Consider the following 15,031-nt stretch of genomic DNA (forward strand, 5'->3'; position numbering starts at 1 on the left):
AAGCTCAACGACATATTTACTATTCGCCAAATGGACTGGCGCCTCACCTGCTGACAAATGTATCAATAATTCCGCCAGCGAAAATCCTACGGCCGACGGCCTGGCGGCTCACAGCAGTTTGCGTTCTGACCAGCGCGCGCCCAACGCAAATACCGCACCCAGCAGCGTGCCAGCCAGCGCATCCAGCGATACGTGCTGTTTGGTGGCCATCGTCGAGTAAACAATCGCCACGCCCCACAGTATTTGCAGCGCTTGGCTGTACCAGCCCTGGCGCAGTTCCCGCATCAGCCAGTAGAGCCAAAAGCTGGAATACACCGCTGTCGCCACATGCAGTGAGGGGCAAGCATTGCCCGCCGCATCCACACCTTTTAAAAAGGCCACGCCGGGATATAACGCCCAGTCAATATTGGCTGGCGGTACAGCGTTGGGCAGCCAATAGAAAATGGCCAGGGCCAGCAAACACATGGCACCAACCCAGGCGCCAAAATTCAGCAACCGGCGCCGACTCGGCAACAGCATCACCGGCAGCGAGCAATACAACCACAGCGACAAATAGGGAATGAGCGCCAGCGGCGCAAAACCTATCCAGTCGTCCACCACCGTCAGCGGCACGACAAATACCGGGAACGCGGGGTTCTTCAGTAAATGGATATAGGCGCAAAAGAAAAGCGCTATGAAAGCGCTGGTGCCCAGAAATTTGAACCAGAAATCATGGCGGAAGATTGCGCCCCAGTGCACGGTCGTTGGGCCGGGAGCATCAGCGGGCAGGGCGGTGTGGGAGTTCAGAGGAATTTTTGATTGCATTAAAATGCCCAGACTCACACATTGCGGCACTGGTGCCAGCAAGTATCCTTCATGTGCAACCTTGGCCCCCATTGACCCGTGCGTGGTTTACCGGGCCGCAAGTCGATAACTGCACTTATCTTTTATATCATGACCCATTTATCCAGCGCCCCAGCCAACAGTGCAGAGCTCCAACGCGAAGTTGCGCAGCTGATTGTTTCTGCGCTGAACCTTGAAGTCGCGCCGGAAAGCATAGAAGCCGATGCCGATTTGTACGGTGACGGTCTCGGGCTGGATTCCATCGATATTCTGGAAATTGCACTGGTTGTATCCAAACAATATGGCATTCAGATGAAGGCCGAAGGCGACGACAACTTCAGTGTCTTCAAATCACTGCGTAGCCTGTCCGCCCACATCGCGGAAAAGCGCACCAAGTGAACCGTATCGCCCGGTTGCTGGCCATTGCGGGTATCGCCGTGGTCGTAGCCGCGTATCTGGCTTTCAGCCATTTCCTGACCATAGACGAACACCCCAACCTGCTGATGCTGGCCGTCGGTGTGGCACCGCTGACCGTGATGGCGTTGCTGGCCGCCTGGCACTCCAGACTGCGCTGGCCGGCGCTGCTGGCACTGGCTGTGCTGGCATTGCTGGTGCTGCTGTACCTGGACGAGCTGCGCAACCACGTCAACTGGCTGTACTTCATGCAGCACGTTGGCGCGATGTCCTTGCTAGCGATTACGTTTGGCGCAACGTTGGGACGTGGCGACGCAAATGCGCTGTGCTCGCAGGTAACCCGCATGCTGCTGCCCAGCCCGGCCGATCCGGTTTACATGCGCTACACCTGGAAGGTCACGCTGGTCTGGACCGCGTACTTCATCATCAGCGGAGTGCTCTCGGTCGGCTTGTTTTTCTTGGCGCCGCTGGCCGTCTGGTCGTTCTTCGCCAACCTGTTGACCCCAGTGACCGTGGGGCTGATGTTTGTAGTGGAGTATCTGGTACGCGTGCGGGTGCTGCCCGACCGCGAGCACTACAGCATCGCCCAGATTGTCCAAGCCTACCGATCATATGAACGCCGCTGATATGTCCAAACTCCATTCTCTCGGTCGGTCGCATCGCGTTGCGCTGCTGTTGGCCGGTATGTTGCTGTCCATCAGCAGCCATGCGGCCGATTGGGCAATGCCCGAACTGATGAACCTGCTGGCCCAGCAAAAATCCGGCAAGGCCAGCTTCGTCGAGAAGAAATACATAGGCTTTCTGGACAAGCCACTGGAGTCTTCCGGCGAGTTGTCTTTTGACGCCCCAGACCGACTGGAAAAACGTACGCTAAAGCCGCGCGCCGAAGCCATGCTGTTGGACGGCGACAAGCTGACCATCAGCATGTTTGAAAAGAAGCCGCTTCAATTGCGGCTGCAGGACCACCCGGCCGTTGCAGCGATGGTCGAGAGCATCCGCGGCACACTCAGCGGCGACCAGACCGCGCTGGAAAAGAACTATGCGGTCGAGTTCAGCGGCGTGCAGGCCAAGTGGCAGTTGACACTGACCCCGGTGAACCGGGCCGTGGCCAAGATCGTTCGCCAGATCCAGATCGGCGGCACCGAGGCCAACATCAAGACCATCCGCTTTGAACAAGCCGATGGAGACCGCATTGAGATGACGGTCTCCAAAATCGCCACCCCGTGAACCCGCCGCCCACTGCAGCCCAGCCCGCCACGCAAGGCGCGTGGCGCCCGGGAACGTTTTTGTGGATTCAGTTGACACTGCATGGAGCGGCGCTATTGATGTTGGTGCTGTGGCCACAGCACTGGCTTTGGGCGGTAACGACGCTGCTGGCCAGCCACCTGATGCTGATGCTGGTCGGCTTATGGCCGCGCAGCACCTGGATGGGCGCCAACCTGGTGCGACTGCCCGCGCCAGCAGTGCAACGACGCGAAGTCGCCATCACCATCGATGATGGCCCCGACCCCGAAGTCACACCGAAGGTGCTGGAGATTCTTGCGCAGCATGGCATCCAGGCCACCTTCTTTTGCATAGGCGCACGCGCACAGGCACAGCCCGAACTGTGTCAGCGCATGCTGGCCGCTGGCCACCGCATTGAAAACCACGGCGCGCGCCATCCGAATCTTGTCTCGCTGTCCGGACCGGCTGGCTGGCGCCGTGAAATCCTGGGCGGTCAAAAAATTCTGCAAGGCATCACCGGTCAGGCGCCGCAGTTCTACCGCGCGGTGGCCGGACTGCGCAATGTGTTCCTTGCCCCGGTGCTGCACGCCGCCGGTCTGCAGCTGGCGACATGGACTCGGCGCGGCTTCGACACCCGCGAGCGCGATCCGGACAAGGTACTGGCGCGACTGACCCGCCAACTAGGCGCCGGTGACATTCTGTTGATGCACGACGGCCATGCGGCGCGCTCCGCCAGCGGCGAGCCGCTGATCATTGTCGTGCTGCCGCCGCTATTGGCAGCGATCCGGGCGCAAGGACTGAAGACGGTCACGCTAGCCGACGCATGCAGGCCGCGCTAAAGCTGCAGCTGCTGAACGCGGCCAGCCAGCCCTACCAGATTGCTGGCAATTTCCAATACCAGATGGCCCGAGGCAAACTCGGCGGTGATCCACTGTTTACCTATTTGCTGGAGCACGGCGTATTGCACAAGAGTCGCCGGGTGATGGACTTGGGCTGTGGCCGCGGGCTGCTGGCGGCCTGGTTTCTGGCGGCCGAAAAACTTGCCGCGAGTGAGCAACTGCAACCAAGTATTGCCGTGCCAACCGGCACCACGTTTCACGGCATTGATCTAAACGCTGGCGCCTGCGCGATCGGCAACCGCGCACTGGCGCCGCTATACGCCCCGCAACTGAAACTGGCCGGCGGCGACATGTGCCAGGCGGCACTGCACGGGTACGACACGATTACGTTGCTGGATGTGCTGCACTACATCACGTTCGAACAACAGGATGCGTTACTGGACCGAATCACCGCGGCGCTGCCGCCCGGCGGTCTGCTGCTGCTGCGGGTCGGCAATGCCGATGGCGGCTGGCGTTTCCAGTTCAGCCAGTGGATCGATCTGGCGGTGGCCCACGCCCATGGGTTCCACATACGCCGACTCTACTGCCGCACACACGCCGACTGGCTGCTGGCGCTGCAAGCACGCGGTTTTACGGTAACGGCGCAACCGATGAGCGAGGGCACGTCGTTTGCCAATGTACTGCTGAGCGCCAGCGTGCCCGGTCCAATTTCCGTCAAGTAGAATTTCTGCGTTCGATCATGTGAATTTGCCGTGCAGCCACTACCAATAAAAACATTCACAGTCACCACCGCATTGGGACGCGGAACGGCAGACACACTGGGCGCGTTGCGTGGCCGGCGCACCGGTTTGCAGGCCGAGCGCTGGGATACCGTAGACCTGCCGACCTGGCTAGGCGAGGTCGACGGCCTGGACACCGTGACGCTGCGCACCGACCTCCAAGAATTTGACTGTCGCAACAACCGGCTGGCCCAACTGGCGCTGGAACAAGACGGCTTCATGCACAGCGTGCAGGCTGCGGCCCAACGCTATGGCAAGAAGCGTGTCGGCGTGTTTCTGGGCAGCAGCACCTCGGGCATTCTGAGTTCAGAGCTGGCTTACCGCGAGCGCGACCCGGTCAGCGGCGCGCTGCCAAAGAGCCACAGCTACCGCCATACCCACAACATGTTTTCGGTGGCCGATTTCGTGCGCCAGTACGCCGACCTGCAGGGGCCAACCAGCGTGGTCTCGACAGCATGCTCGTCCAGCGCCAAGGTCTTCGGCATCGCCCAGCGGATGATCCACTGCGGCCTCATTGATGCGGCCGTGGTCGGCGGCGTCGATTCGCTGTGCCTGACCACGCTATACGGCTTCAATTCGCTGCAGCTGTTGTCCAGCCGTCCGTGCACGCCGTTTGGCGCCGGGCGCGACGGCATCTCCATCGGCGAAGGCGCTGCCTTCGTGTTGCTGGAGCATGCCGACACAGCCCGCACCGGCGACATTTTGCTCAGCGGCATCGGTGAATCCAGCGATGCGCACCACATGTCGGCACCGCACCCGGAAGGCCTGGGCGCGCGCATGGCGATGCAGGCCGCGCTGGACATGGCGGGCCTGACGCCCCAAGCGGTCGGCTACATCAATCTGCACGGCACCGCCACCCCCAGCAACGATGCCGCAGAAGACAAGGGCGTGACCGCGCTGTTTGGCAACACGACTCCCTGCAGCTCAACCAAGGGCCACACGGGCCACACGCTGGGCGCTGCGGGCGGCGTCGAGGCCGTGATCTGCATGCTGGCGCTGCGCGAAGGCTTTTTGCCGGGCGGCGTTGGCACCACTGCACAGGACGCCAACCTGCACTGCAACTACCTGCTCGAAAACCGCAACGAGCCGATTGTCCACGCACTGAGCAATTCGTTCGGCTTTGGCGGCAGCAATTGCAGCCTGCTGTTCTCGCGCAAAGCCGCATGATGGCCACGCAGCACCCCCGGCTTGCCCTTGCATCGCGGCCATGAAGATTGACCGGAGCTGGATTCAGGCCCACATTCCGCACCAAGGCAATATGTGTTTGCTGCACGCGGTAGAGCGCTGGGACAGTGCAGAAATCTTCTGCAGCTCAATCAGCCATTTGGAGCCGGACAACCCGTTGCGCAACGCGCTGGGCCTGCCCATCACAGCAGGCATCGAATACGCGGCACAGGCGATGGCGGTGCACGGCGCCTTGCTGGCACCGCCGGACCAGACCCCCGACATCGGTTACTTAACCAGTGTGCGCAATGTGCAGTGGACGCGCGCACGGCTGGACGACGCCGCTGCGCCGCTGCGGATTCAAGCCACCCGCATTTCTGGCAACGAAATCAGCTTGCTGTATGACTTCAGCATCCATTGCGAAGAGCGCCTGCTGCTGAGCGGGCGCGCCGGCGTGATGATCAAACCCCCTGCGGCCCTGACCACCCCATGACGACGCTGCCCCTCCTGCCTGGCTACGACAGCAGCAAGACTTTGGCCTGGCGCAATGGACGCAGCATCAGCCAGGCCGAGTTTCTGGCCGATGCACTGGCGCTGGCCTCGCGCCTGCCTGAGACCGGCCATGTGTTCAACCTGTGCAAGGACCGCTATTGGTTTTCGGTCGCGCTGTTTGCAGCGATCAGCCGCGGCATCGTCAGCCTTTTGCAAAACTCCACCGCACCGAAAAACATGGCGGCGCTGCATGCCGATTTTCCTGACGCCATTTGTGTCGGTGAACAGGACTCGACAATGCCGGAGCACATCCCCTATGTGGCGGTGTCGCAAACCGGTCGACCTGACGTTACCGCGCCATTGGTGGTGCCGCAGATTCTGCACAGCCAGGTGATCGCCCGCATTTTCACCTCCGGCTCGACCGGCACGCCGCAGGCGCACACGATGCGCTTTGGCCGCATGGTGCACTGCGCGATCGCCGAAGCCCAGCGCATGTGGGAGACAGTGGGCCAGCCCTGTGCGGTATTGGGCACGGTGCCGCCGCAACACATGTTCGGGCTGGAGGCGACCGTGCTGCTGCCAATCTTTGGCGGCGGCCAGCTCAGTGCGGGCCAGCCTTTTTTTGCGGCCGACGTGGCCAGCGCGCTGGCCGAGCTGCCCGAGCCGCGCCTGCTGGTCACGACGCCGTTCCATTTGCGCAAGCTGATGGACGCCAACATCAAGCTGCCGCGCGTCAGCGCAGTGCTGTCGGCGACCGCCCCGCTGTCGCTGGAGCTGGCGCAAGAGGTAGAAGCCCAGCTGCACGCGCCGATGGTCGAAATTTACGGATCCACCGAAACCGGTGCACTGGCCACCCGGCGCCCGACCCGCGGCACAGTCTGGCAAACCTATGTCGGCATTACGCTGCAAACCGACGACCGGCAAACCCGCGCCTGCGCCGAACACTTCGATGCGCCGCAGCTGCTCAACGACGTGGTCGAACTGATCAGCCCGTCGCAGTTTCGGCTATTGGGCCGCAACTCGGACATGATCAACATCGTCGGCAAACGCAACTCTCTGGCGTTTTTGAATCGGCTACTCCAAAGCCTGCCGGATGTCGAAGACGGCGTGTTCTGCATGCATGAAAGCACCTCCCAACAAGAGTCGGAATCGCCGCGGCTGCTGGCGCTGGTGGTCGCGCCCAAGCTGCAACACAAAAGCGCCGACATGTTGGCCGCGCTGCGCCAGCATGTGGACCCCGTGTTTTTGCCGCGCCCGGTGCTGTTTGTCGATGCGCTGCCGCGCGACGCCAACGGCAAGCTGTCGGCCGTTGCACTGGCTGAGCTGATAGCCAGCCACCTGAACGCAAGGCATTGAGATGCTGATCGCCCTGCCATTTGATGCCCACCACCCGGTATTTGCCGGTCACTTTCCAGGCCGTCCTATCGTCCCGGGCGTGTTGCTGCTGGACTGGGCCCAAGCCGCGATCGAGACCGCGCTAGGCCAGCCGCTGCAGGCGCTGACCGAGGCCAAGTTTCACAGCCCGGCAACCCCGGCCGACGCGGTTGCACTGGAACTGGAGTTCGACATCGGCGCCGTCAGCGTGCGCTTTGAAATTCGCAGCTCCGACGCGCGCAAGATCGCCAGCGGCCGCTTTGGCCTGCCCACCGCAGCCGTGCCATGAGCGAGCCTGGTACCGAGGCACCGGTCATCACCCAGCCTGCCTGGCTGCAGCACAAGGAACGCGGAAGCTTTTTGCTGTTGCAACTGATGCGGCGTATTTCGCTGATCTTCGGCCGCCGACTGTCGCGCTTCGTGGTCTACGGCATTGCGTTGTATTTCCTGCTGGCGGTGTCGTCCGCCCGCAAGGCGTCCGGCGACTACCTGGCGCGGGTGCTGGCACGCCCCGTCACTTGGATGGACCGCTACCGCCACATCCTGGCATTTGCCAGCACCATCCACGACCGCTTCTTTTTGCTGAACAACCAGTCCTGGCTGTTTGACATTCAGGTGTTTGGTGCAGAGTCCGTCATAGCGCGCCAGGCCAGTCAGCAGGGCGTGCTCTTGTTCGGCGCCCACATGGGCAGTTTCGAGGTTTTGCTGGACCACAGCCGACGCAATGGTTTTAATACCTGCGTGGCAATGTACCCGGAGAATGCGCGGCAACTCAACCGCGCGCTGGCCGCGATCAACCCGGGGGCGGTCGCCCGCATCATCCCACTGGGCCAGCGGGAAGCGATGCTGAGCATCCACGACAAGCTGCAGGCCGGCAATCTTGTGGGCGTGCTGGCCGACCGTGCGTCGGGCCCGGACCAGTACATCACGTTGCCCTTCTTGGGCGCCCCGGCGCGCTTTCCGACCGGCCCGTTTCGGCTGGCGGCGATGCTGGGCCACCCGGTGTACTTCATGACCGGGCTATACGGCGGCGCCAACCGCTACACGCTGCACTTTGAGCCGCTGGCCGACTTCGCTGTGGTGCCTCGAGACCAGCGCGATACGGTAGTCCGGGCTACGCTGGAGAAATACGTCGCGGCGCTGGAGCGGCATTGCCGGGCAATGCCTTACAACTGGTTCAACTTCTTTGACTTCTGGGAATCGGCACCATGAAAAACAAGTTTACGCTGTGGCCCCTGGCCCTTTGGCTCGCCGCAATGCTGGCCTGTCTTCTGGTGATCGCACAAACCCGCTTTGTCACCGACTTGTCGGCCTTCATGCCCAAGACGCCCAACGCCCGTCAGCAGCTGCTGATCGAACAACTGCGCGACGGCGCCGTGGCGCGGCTCATCATGATAGGCATCGACGGCGGCGACGCGCCTGAGCGGGCCAGGCTGTCGCGCGAACTAAACCAGGAACTGCAAAAGACCGACCTGTTTGTCGCCGTGCAAAACGGCCGGGAAGAAACCCTGGAGCACGACCGCGCCTATTTCTTTGACAACCGCTACCTGCTAAGCCCGGCGGTGACGCCGGCGCGGTTTGAAGCCGACGGACTGCACAGCGCAATCAGCGGTTCAATAGAGGCGCTGTCCGGAGATGCCGGCATGAGCCTGAAGCGTTTGTTTGGGCGCGATCCGACTGGCGAGACACTGCAGCTGATCGAACAGCTACAAGGCCCTGGCCAGCCGCAAAACGTCGAAGGCGTCTGGGCCTCGCGCGACGGTCAGCGCACGCTATTGCTGGCGCTAACCCGTGCCGCAGGCTCCGACACCGAGGCCCAGTCGTTGGCGGTAGAGACGGTTCGCAAGGTATTCGCAGCACTGCCAGGGCGCAGCAATGATGCTCGCCTGGTGATGAGCGGAGCCGGCGTGTCCTCGGCGGCCTCTCGCAACACGATAGAGAAAGAAGTCTCGCGACTGGCCACCGCCAGTTTCGTGCTGGTGGTGTGTCTGCTGCTGGTGGTGTACCGCTCAGCGCTGCTGCTGCTGCTGGGCATACTGCCGGTGCTCTCTGGCGTGGCCGCGGGCATTGCCGCGGTCAGCCTGGGCTTTGGCCAGGTGCATGGCCTGACGCTGGGCTTTGGCACTACGCTGATCGGCGAGGCTGTCGACTACTCAATCTACTTCTTCGTACAGCGCGCTTCAAACAAGGGTTCCGCCAACCATGCGCGCAACTTCTGGCGCACCATCTGGCTGGGCATGCTGACCTCGATTGTCGGCTTTGCTGCGCTGTTGAGTTCCAGCTTTCCGGGCTTGGCTCAGCTCGGTCTCTATTCCATTGTCGGCCTGGTCGCCGCGGTGTTGGTGACGCGCTACGTGCTGCCCGTGCTGACCCCCAAGACATTGGCGCTGCGCGACCTGCGCCAGGTCGGCGCCCAACTGGACCGCGGCATCGAACGCGCCGCAGTGCTGCGCTGGCCGCTGGCCGGCCTAGCGGTAGCGGCCTGTGTGACCATTTACGCGCACCAAGGCATCATCTGGAACCGCGCGCTGTCTGGTCTGAATCCAATTCCCAAATCAGAGCAACGCGTTGACGAACAGCTGCGCGGCGATTTGGGCGGCACCGATTCCCGCTACATCATGGCGCTGACTGCCAAAGACCAGGAGACCGCGCTGCAGCAGGCGGAGAAGGTCGGCGCGGTGCTCCAGAAGCTGGCTCGGGATCAGGTGATGGCTGGCTTTACTTCGCCGGCCTCAGTGCTGCCCAGCATCGCACTGCAGCGGCAGCGGCAGGCCGCGTTACCCAATGCTGAACAGGCTGGCCCACGATTGCAGCAGGCGCTGCGGGACCTGCCGGTGAAGGCCGAGCGGCTTGGCGCATTTCTCGCCGACTTGCAGGCCGCACGGCAACACCCGCCGCTGGTGCGTAAGGACCTGGACGGCACTGCCGTGGCAATGATGGTCGACACCATGCTGATCCAGCGCACAAACGACTATCTGGTGCTGATGCCACTGCGCGCGATGACCGAAGGCCCATCGGCCGACAGCATTGCGCTGGATGTGGTGAACGGTGCGCTGCGGGCCCAGGGCCTGGACAACGCGACCGTGATCGATATGGTGGAAGAGTCCAGCAGCCTGTTTGACGGCTACCGCCACGAGGTCTTGTGGCTGGCTGGCCTGGGCTGCCTGTTTATCCTGGTACTGCTGCTGGCGTCTCTGCGCTCGTGGGTCAGAGCCCTACGGGTCGCCGCTCCGCTGGCCTGCTCGGTGGTCTGCGTCACCGCGGCGCTGCTGCTGCACGGCACTTCATTGACCATCTTGCATCTGGTCGGCCTGCTGCTGGTGGTAGCGATTGGCACCAACTACGCGCTGTTTTTCGACCGCGGTGCCCAAACCGCAGACCCACACGACCGGCACCAGACCCAGGTCTCGCTGCTGGTCGCCAATTTGACGGCGGTAGGCAGCTTTGGTTTGTTGGGCCTGTCCGATGTACCGGTGCTGGCGGCGATCGGCAGCACGGTGGCACCGGGCACCTTTTTCGCACTGGTCTTCGCCGCAATTCTGACCCGGGAGCGCAGCGGTGCGCCTGCGCACTGAGCTAGCCGCCGGGCCCGCGCGCAGCGACACGCTGCTGGTACTGCTGCCGCCCGCGCTGGCGAGCATCGACGACTTTTACAGCCAGGGCTTTGTCGACGCGCTGCGCCAGCGCAAGCTGCCTGTGGACCTGCTTCTGGCTGACGCCAGCGGCCAGCAAGTGCTCGACAACACCGTTGTCGCGGACCTGCACAGGTTGGTGGTGCAGCCGGCGTGGGACAGCGGCTACCGCGCGATCTGGTTGGCTGGCATTTCGCTGGGCGCCTTCAGTGCGCTGAACTACGCGGCCCGCCATGCGGATCTGCTGGCCGGTCTCTATTTGCTCAGCCCCTATCCCGGCACCGGAGATGTGCTGGACGAAATCTGCGCCGCTGGCGGCGCAGGACCCTGGAGCCAACAGCAGCCCGTTGGCATCGATGCGCAGACGGACGAACGCGCCTGGTGGCATTGGCTGGCGCAGCAGTCCGCGCACGGCACTTGGCCCACCGCGGTGTACTTCGGCACCGGCAACAACGACCGCTTCCAGCGCGGGCAGTTGCTGATCTCGGATTTGTTGCCCCCAGAGCGGGTCTGCAGGCTGCCCGGCACGCACAAGTGGGCAACCTGGAAAACCCTGTGGGAGGATTGGCTGGACCACGGTCCGATCCGGTCGCCACAAAGGTAGGGGCACATACAATAGCCGCTCCATAAAACAAACCGCGGGGGACAGAAGTGCGCATCGTAAAAAGGCAAAAACACGAACGAATCGGACGGCTGTCCGCGTTGGTCGTGATTGCCTGCGAATGCCGATGACCCGCATTTACGTGGACGGCATTGGCCTGCTGGGGCCGGGCTTGTCTGGCTGGGAGCAGGCCCTTGAAGTGCTGGCCGAACGGATGCCTTACGCTGCGGGCGCCACTGTCTTGCCGCCGGTAGAAAAGCTGCCGCCCGCTGAACGCCGCCGGGTCGGTGTACCGGTCAAGCTGTCGATGGCGATTGGCCTGGAGGCCGCGCGCCACGCCGGCGCCGACTTTGCCAGCCTGGCCACAGTGTTCTCGTCGACCGAATCTGACTGCGACAACACCCACGCGATCCTGGAAGCACTGGCCTCCAGTGAGCGCGCAATGTCGCCAACCCGCTTTCACAATTCTGTACACAACGCACCGTCTGGCTACTGGAGCATCGCCACCGGCAGCATGCAGCCCAGCACCAGTCTGAACACCTACGACGCGACCTTCGCCGCCGGTCTGCTGGAAGCAGCTACGCAAATCCAGAGCAACGGCAAACCGTGCATGCTGCTGGCCTTTGACACCGCCTTTCCTGAGCCGATCCGGCGCCTGCGCGCGATCCCGGATGCGATGGGCGTAGCCCTTGTACTGAGCCCGCAGCAGACACCTGCCAGCTGCGCCAGCCTGACGCTGAGCTTGGGCGACGACACCGCAACGACCATGTCGCACAGCGCGCTGGAGCAAATGCGCCTGGACATTCCGGCGGCACGCAGCCTGCCCCTGCTGGCGCTGCTGGCGCAACAACGCAGCGGCACGGTGGTGGTCGACTATCTTGAGTCACTGAGCCTGGCCATTGACGTCAGCAGCATCGCCTGACGTATGGACACTCCTGTGAAGCGTGCATTGGTAACCGGTGGCAGTGGTGCGATTGGCGCGGCGATCTGCCGACGGCTGGCTGCCGATGGCCTGCACGTGATCGTCCACGCCAACAGCAATCTGACCAGTGCGCAAAACCTGTGCGCTGAGTTGCAGAGCATCAGCGGCTCGGCACAGGCGGTTCAGTTTGATGTGACCGACGGCCCCGCCACACTGGCGGCGCTGGAGGCGCTGTTGGAAGGCGGCGCGATCCAGGTGCTGGTCAACAACGCCGGCATCCATGACGATGCGGTGTTCCCGGGCATGCAGCGGCACCAGTGGAACAGCGTTATTGATGTCTCCCTGAACGGTTTCTTCAACGTCACCCAGCCGCTGTCCATGCCAATGATGCGCAGCCGTTGGGGTCGCATCATCAATATCTCTTCGATTGCCGGCATCACTGGCAACCGCGGCCAGACCAACTACGCCGCCGCCAAAGGCGCGCTGCACGCCGCCAGCAAGTCGCTGGCACTGGAGTTGGCAACCCGCGGCATCACCGTCAATGCAGTGGCCCCCGGCATCATCAGCTCGGACATGACCAAGGATGTCTTTGACCCGGCCGCAATCGCCAGCCTGGTGCCGATGAAGCGCGCCGGCAAGCCCGAAGAAGTGGCAGCACTGGTCGGCTTTCTGGCGTCGGAGGCGGCGGCCTACATCACTGGTCAGGTGATCTCGGTCAATGGTGGAATGGTCTGATGTACAGCCTGGCAAACCGGCCCCCGCGTTGAACTCCGCAGGCCAACGCACGCTTGATAGTCCGGCGGAATTCGTCGACTGTCGGGACCGCTTTTTTGCCAGCCCGCTGGCAGACACGGTGCTGCGCTGGAGCTTCCCCAACGTCAGCCGCCGGGCCATCGAGCAGCAAGCGCAGGACTTGCACAGCACTGAAGAATTCCAGACCGCCTATGTCAATCCGGCGCTGCAGCGGATTCTGGGCCAGACCTCGCAGGGTCTGAGCATTTCCGGATTGGACCAGTTGCCCAGCGACCGCAAATTCCTGTTCGTATCAAACCACCGCTGCATCATCACAGATGCTGCGCTGGTCGCGCTGAACCTGCTGGCCAGCGGACGGGGCACCTGCAAGGTCTGCATTGGCGACAACCTGATGACCGTGCCAGGCGTCACTGAACTGATGTTGCTGCTCAACGGTGTCAGCATCCAACGCAGCGGCCCGCGCCGCGACGTCTATTCCAGCGCGCAAAAAGTGGCCACCTACCTGGCGAGCCAAATTACCGAACAGCGCTACTCGGTCTGGCTGTCGCAAAGCCCGGGACGCACCAAAGACGGCAACGACCACACCGACCCGGCCATCATCAAAATGCTGGGGCTACACGGGGCCCGTTCACGCGCCAATTTCGAGAAGCTGCACATCGTGCCGGTCGCCATCTCCTACGAGTTCGAACCCTGCGCCGTGCAAAAGGTTCGCGAAACGCTGCTGCGCCGCCAGCACGGCAGCTACCAAAAACAGACTGGTGAAGACATCGCGCAGATCCGTGACAGCCTGGTCGCCGACAAGGGCCATATTCACCTGGCGTTTGGCCAGCAGCTGCACCTGGACGGCACTGCAGGCGATGATGTGGTGCAAGAAGTGGTGGGCAAGATTGATGCGCAGATCTGGCGCAACTACCGCGCCTGGAGCAGCAACCACATCGCCCACGCACTACTGACCCAAGCGCAACCGGACCTTGATACACCCTATGCGCAAGGCTTTATTCGCAAGCTGGAGCAGCATATCGCTGAGCTCACGTCCATAGGCCTGAACCGTGCAGTCGTGCGCGAAGCACTGCTGCGCTTGTATGCGCAGCCCGTGTTCAACGCGCACACAACTGAAGTGGCTGAGGCAGTGGCGCCTTAGTCCTCCAGTGCGCAGCACAGGGGGTAGCCCCCCATCCGGAACCAGTTGGCCAGATTGTGAAAGTTGTGCTGCTGCGGGGCCGACAAATGGGCCAACACCGCCTTGGCCCGCTGCAACGTAGCGGCATCCAGCTGTCGCTGGAAAGCACTGCGCAACACCACCATGAAGGGTGCCAACACTGTTGCATAGGGCTGCGTGCCCGGCTCCAGCTTGGCCACCGCGGCAGACAATTCCTGCACGCTGAATGCGGCTCGCAGCGAGTTGAAATAGTCGTCGGTAAATTGCGCCGATTCATGCAGGTCGTCGGCGAAGAAACGCTGCGTAGTACGCAGCTTGAAGCGACCAAAGTCCACCAGGTAGAAACGCCCCTCTGGCTTCAGCACCCGGCGGATCTCATGCATCGTCGCATGCAGCGACGACAAGTCTGGCAGATGGTGCAGCGACATGGTGCAGGTCACGCAGTCGAAGCTGGCATCCGCCAGGCCGCTGAGAAGCGTGATGTCGCCCAACTGCAATTCGACATTGCGGGTGCCCGTGCGTTGCAGTCCGCTTTGCGCATGCTGCAGCATGCTCGGTGACGCATCGATGCCGACGAACTGCATGTCCGGGTTCAGCAGCGCCATCTGGATCAGCTGATTGGCCGGCCCGCAGGCCAGATCCAACACCCGGTCGCCAGGCTGCAGCACGCTGCTGATCTGCAGCGCGTTGTACAGATACAGAAAGGCCAGCACCCCGTCCTGCTCGCCTGCCAGCGCAAATGCCCGGGTCTGGGCTTCACTTTCCATGATCAGGTCTGGCTCCGGCTCGCGCGGCTGGCTGCCCCAATAGAACCGCTCCCGCAACAGGTGCATCATGACGACGGCGGACATGGGTC

17 protein-coding genes are annotated in these 15,031 nt (G+C 62.7%); 15 read left to right on the plus strand and 2 right to left on the minus strand.

Annotated elements, in window-relative coordinates; translation table 11 throughout:
* Positions 1-108: 108 nt before the first annotated feature.
* Complete coding sequence (locus tag AC1DV6_RS07320) at positions 109-804, minus strand: phosphatase PAP2 family protein (protein WP_477976587.1); 696 nt, start codon at positions 802-804, stop codon at positions 109-111.
* Positions 805-933: 129 nt separating this feature from the next.
* Between AC1DV6_RS07320 and AC1DV6_RS07325 the strand changes: the two genes are divergently transcribed.
* The 15 genes from AC1DV6_RS07325 to AC1DV6_RS07395 all read left to right on the plus strand — a co-directional run bounded on the left by AC1DV6_RS07325 (position 934) and on the right by AC1DV6_RS07395 (position 14,157).
* Positions 934-1,221, plus strand: coding sequence for a phosphopantetheine-binding protein (locus AC1DV6_RS07325; RefSeq protein ID WP_477976590.1), 288 nt, complete (start codon positions 934-936; stop codon positions 1,219-1,221).
* Positions 1,218-1,862 (plus strand): COG4648 family protein, encoded by a 645-nt coding sequence (locus tag AC1DV6_RS07330; protein WP_477976592.1) that lies wholly within the window; start codon positions 1,218-1,220, stop codon positions 1,860-1,862. The genes AC1DV6_RS07325 and AC1DV6_RS07330 overlap by 4 nt, the downstream gene beginning before the upstream one ends.
* A 1-nt stretch (position 1,863) precedes the next feature.
* Entirely contained in the window at positions 1,864-2,463 is a 600-nt protein-coding gene (locus tag AC1DV6_RS07335) for a LolA-related protein (protein ID WP_477976594.1), read from the plus strand.
* Positions 2,460-3,299, plus strand: coding sequence for a polysaccharide deacetylase family protein (locus AC1DV6_RS07340; RefSeq protein ID WP_477976596.1), 840 nt, complete (start codon positions 2,460-2,462; stop codon positions 3,297-3,299). Before AC1DV6_RS07335 ends, AC1DV6_RS07340 begins: the two co-directional genes overlap by 4 nt.
* On the plus strand, positions 3,284-4,021 hold the full coding sequence (locus AC1DV6_RS07345; protein WP_477976598.1) for a class I SAM-dependent methyltransferase: 738 nt from the start codon (positions 3,284-3,286) through the stop codon (positions 4,019-4,021). Before AC1DV6_RS07340 ends, AC1DV6_RS07345 begins: the two co-directional genes overlap by 16 nt.
* 30 nt (positions 4,022-4,051) lie before the next feature.
* Positions 4,052-5,245 (plus strand): beta-ketoacyl-[acyl-carrier-protein] synthase family protein, encoded by a 1,194-nt coding sequence (locus tag AC1DV6_RS07350; RefSeq protein ID WP_477976600.1) that lies wholly within the window; start codon positions 4,052-4,054, stop codon positions 5,243-5,245.
* Between the two features lie 40 nt (positions 5,246-5,285).
* Complete coding sequence (locus tag AC1DV6_RS07355) at positions 5,286-5,735, plus strand: hotdog family protein (RefSeq protein WP_477976602.1); 450 nt, start codon at positions 5,286-5,288, stop codon at positions 5,733-5,735.
* Complete coding sequence (locus AC1DV6_RS07360; protein ID WP_477976604.1) at positions 5,732-7,090, plus strand: AMP-binding protein; 1,359 nt, start codon at positions 5,732-5,734, stop codon at positions 7,088-7,090. Before AC1DV6_RS07355 ends, AC1DV6_RS07360 begins: the two co-directional genes overlap by 4 nt.
* Position 7,091: 1 nt before the next feature.
* Positions 7,092-7,397, plus strand: a complete 306-nt coding sequence (locus tag AC1DV6_RS07365; RefSeq protein WP_477976606.1) for an ApeI family dehydratase — start codon at positions 7,092-7,094, stop codon at positions 7,395-7,397.
* Entirely contained in the window at positions 7,394-8,320 is a 927-nt protein-coding gene (locus tag AC1DV6_RS07370; protein WP_477976608.1) for an LpxL/LpxP family acyltransferase, read from the plus strand. Before AC1DV6_RS07365 ends, AC1DV6_RS07370 begins: the two co-directional genes overlap by 4 nt.
* The gene (locus tag AC1DV6_RS07375; RefSeq protein WP_477976610.1) at positions 8,317-10,683 is read left to right on the plus strand and encodes an MMPL family transporter; all 2,367 of its coding nucleotides are present in this window, start codon (positions 8,317-8,319) and stop codon (positions 10,681-10,683) included. Before AC1DV6_RS07370 ends, AC1DV6_RS07375 begins: the two co-directional genes overlap by 4 nt.
* Positions 10,667-11,344 carry an alpha/beta hydrolase-fold protein gene (locus AC1DV6_RS07380; RefSeq protein ID WP_477976612.1) on the plus strand — a complete coding sequence of 226 codons (678 nt, stop codon included), beginning with the start codon at positions 10,667-10,669 and terminating at the stop codon, positions 11,342-11,344. Before AC1DV6_RS07375 ends, AC1DV6_RS07380 begins: the two co-directional genes overlap by 17 nt.
* A gap of 118 nt (positions 11,345-11,462) precedes the next feature.
* Positions 11,463-12,263: a beta-ketoacyl synthase chain length factor gene (locus AC1DV6_RS07385; RefSeq protein ID WP_477976614.1), complete on the plus strand. Its 801-nt coding sequence runs from the start codon at positions 11,463-11,465 to the stop codon at positions 12,261-12,263.
* Between the two features lie 3 nt (positions 12,264-12,266).
* Positions 12,267-12,998: a 3-oxoacyl-ACP reductase FabG gene (gene fabG, locus AC1DV6_RS07390; RefSeq protein ID WP_477976616.1), complete on the plus strand. Its 732-nt coding sequence runs from the start codon at positions 12,267-12,269 to the stop codon at positions 12,996-12,998.
* The gene (locus AC1DV6_RS07395; protein ID WP_477976618.1) at positions 12,982-14,157 is read left to right on the plus strand and encodes a 1-acyl-sn-glycerol-3-phosphate acyltransferase; all 1,176 of its coding nucleotides are present in this window, start codon (positions 12,982-12,984) and stop codon (positions 14,155-14,157) included. Before fabG ends, AC1DV6_RS07395 begins: the two co-directional genes overlap by 17 nt.
* Here AC1DV6_RS07395 and AC1DV6_RS07400 read toward each other — a convergent pair.
* Positions 14,154-15,026, minus strand: a complete 873-nt coding sequence (locus AC1DV6_RS07400) for a class I SAM-dependent methyltransferase (protein WP_477976620.1) — start codon at positions 15,024-15,026, stop codon at positions 14,154-14,156. The two genes, AC1DV6_RS07395 and AC1DV6_RS07400, sit on opposite strands and share 4 nt — an antisense overlap.
* Between the last annotated feature and the right edge of the window lie 5 nt (positions 15,027-15,031).

It is taken from the genome of Rhodoferax sp. P2_H8_2, from assembly GCF_056403235.1.

Excerpts from the sequence above, each read along its gene's own strand:
- AC1DV6_RS07365 (WP_477976606.1), top strand. The coding sequence starts at position 7,092 with ATGCTGATCGCCCTGCCATTTGATGCCCACCACCCGGTATTTGCCGGT.
- AC1DV6_RS07385 (WP_477976614.1), top strand. The coding sequence starts at position 11,463 with ATGCCGATGACCCGCATTTACGTGGACGGCATTGGCCTGCTGGGGCCG.
- AC1DV6_RS07370 (WP_477976608.1), top strand. The coding sequence starts at position 7,394 with ATGAGCGAGCCTGGTACCGAGGCACCGGTCATCACCCAGCCTGCCTGG.
- AC1DV6_RS07360 (WP_477976604.1), top strand. The coding sequence starts at position 5,732 with ATGACGACGCTGCCCCTCCTGCCTGGCTACGACAGCAGCAAGACTTTG.
- AC1DV6_RS07335 (WP_477976594.1), top strand. The coding sequence starts at position 1,864 with ATGTCCAAACTCCATTCTCTCGGTCGGTCGCATCGCGTTGCGCTGCTG.
- AC1DV6_RS07325 (WP_477976590.1), top strand. The coding sequence starts at position 934 with ATGACCCATTTATCCAGCGCCCCAGCCAACAGTGCAGAGCTCCAACGC.
- AC1DV6_RS07375 (WP_477976610.1), top strand. The coding sequence starts at position 8,317 with ATGAAAAACAAGTTTACGCTGTGGCCCCTGGCCCTTTGGCTCGCCGCA.
- AC1DV6_RS07320 (WP_477976587.1), bottom strand. The coding sequence starts at position 804 with ATGCAATCAAAAATTCCTCTGAACTCCCACACCGCCCTGCCCGCTGAT.
- AC1DV6_RS07395 (WP_477976618.1), top strand. The coding sequence starts at position 12,982 with ATGGTGGAATGGTCTGATGTACAGCCTGGCAAACCGGCCCCCGCGTTG.
- fabG (WP_477976616.1), top strand. The coding sequence starts at position 12,267 with ATGGACACTCCTGTGAAGCGTGCATTGGTAACCGGTGGCAGTGGTGCG.
- AC1DV6_RS07355 (WP_477976602.1), top strand. The coding sequence starts at position 5,286 with ATGAAGATTGACCGGAGCTGGATTCAGGCCCACATTCCGCACCAAGGC.
- AC1DV6_RS07345 (WP_477976598.1), top strand. The coding sequence starts at position 3,284 with ATGCAGGCCGCGCTAAAGCTGCAGCTGCTGAACGCGGCCAGCCAGCCC.
- AC1DV6_RS07400 (WP_477976620.1), bottom strand. The coding sequence starts at position 15,026 with ATGTCCGCCGTCGTCATGATGCACCTGTTGCGGGAGCGGTTCTATTGG.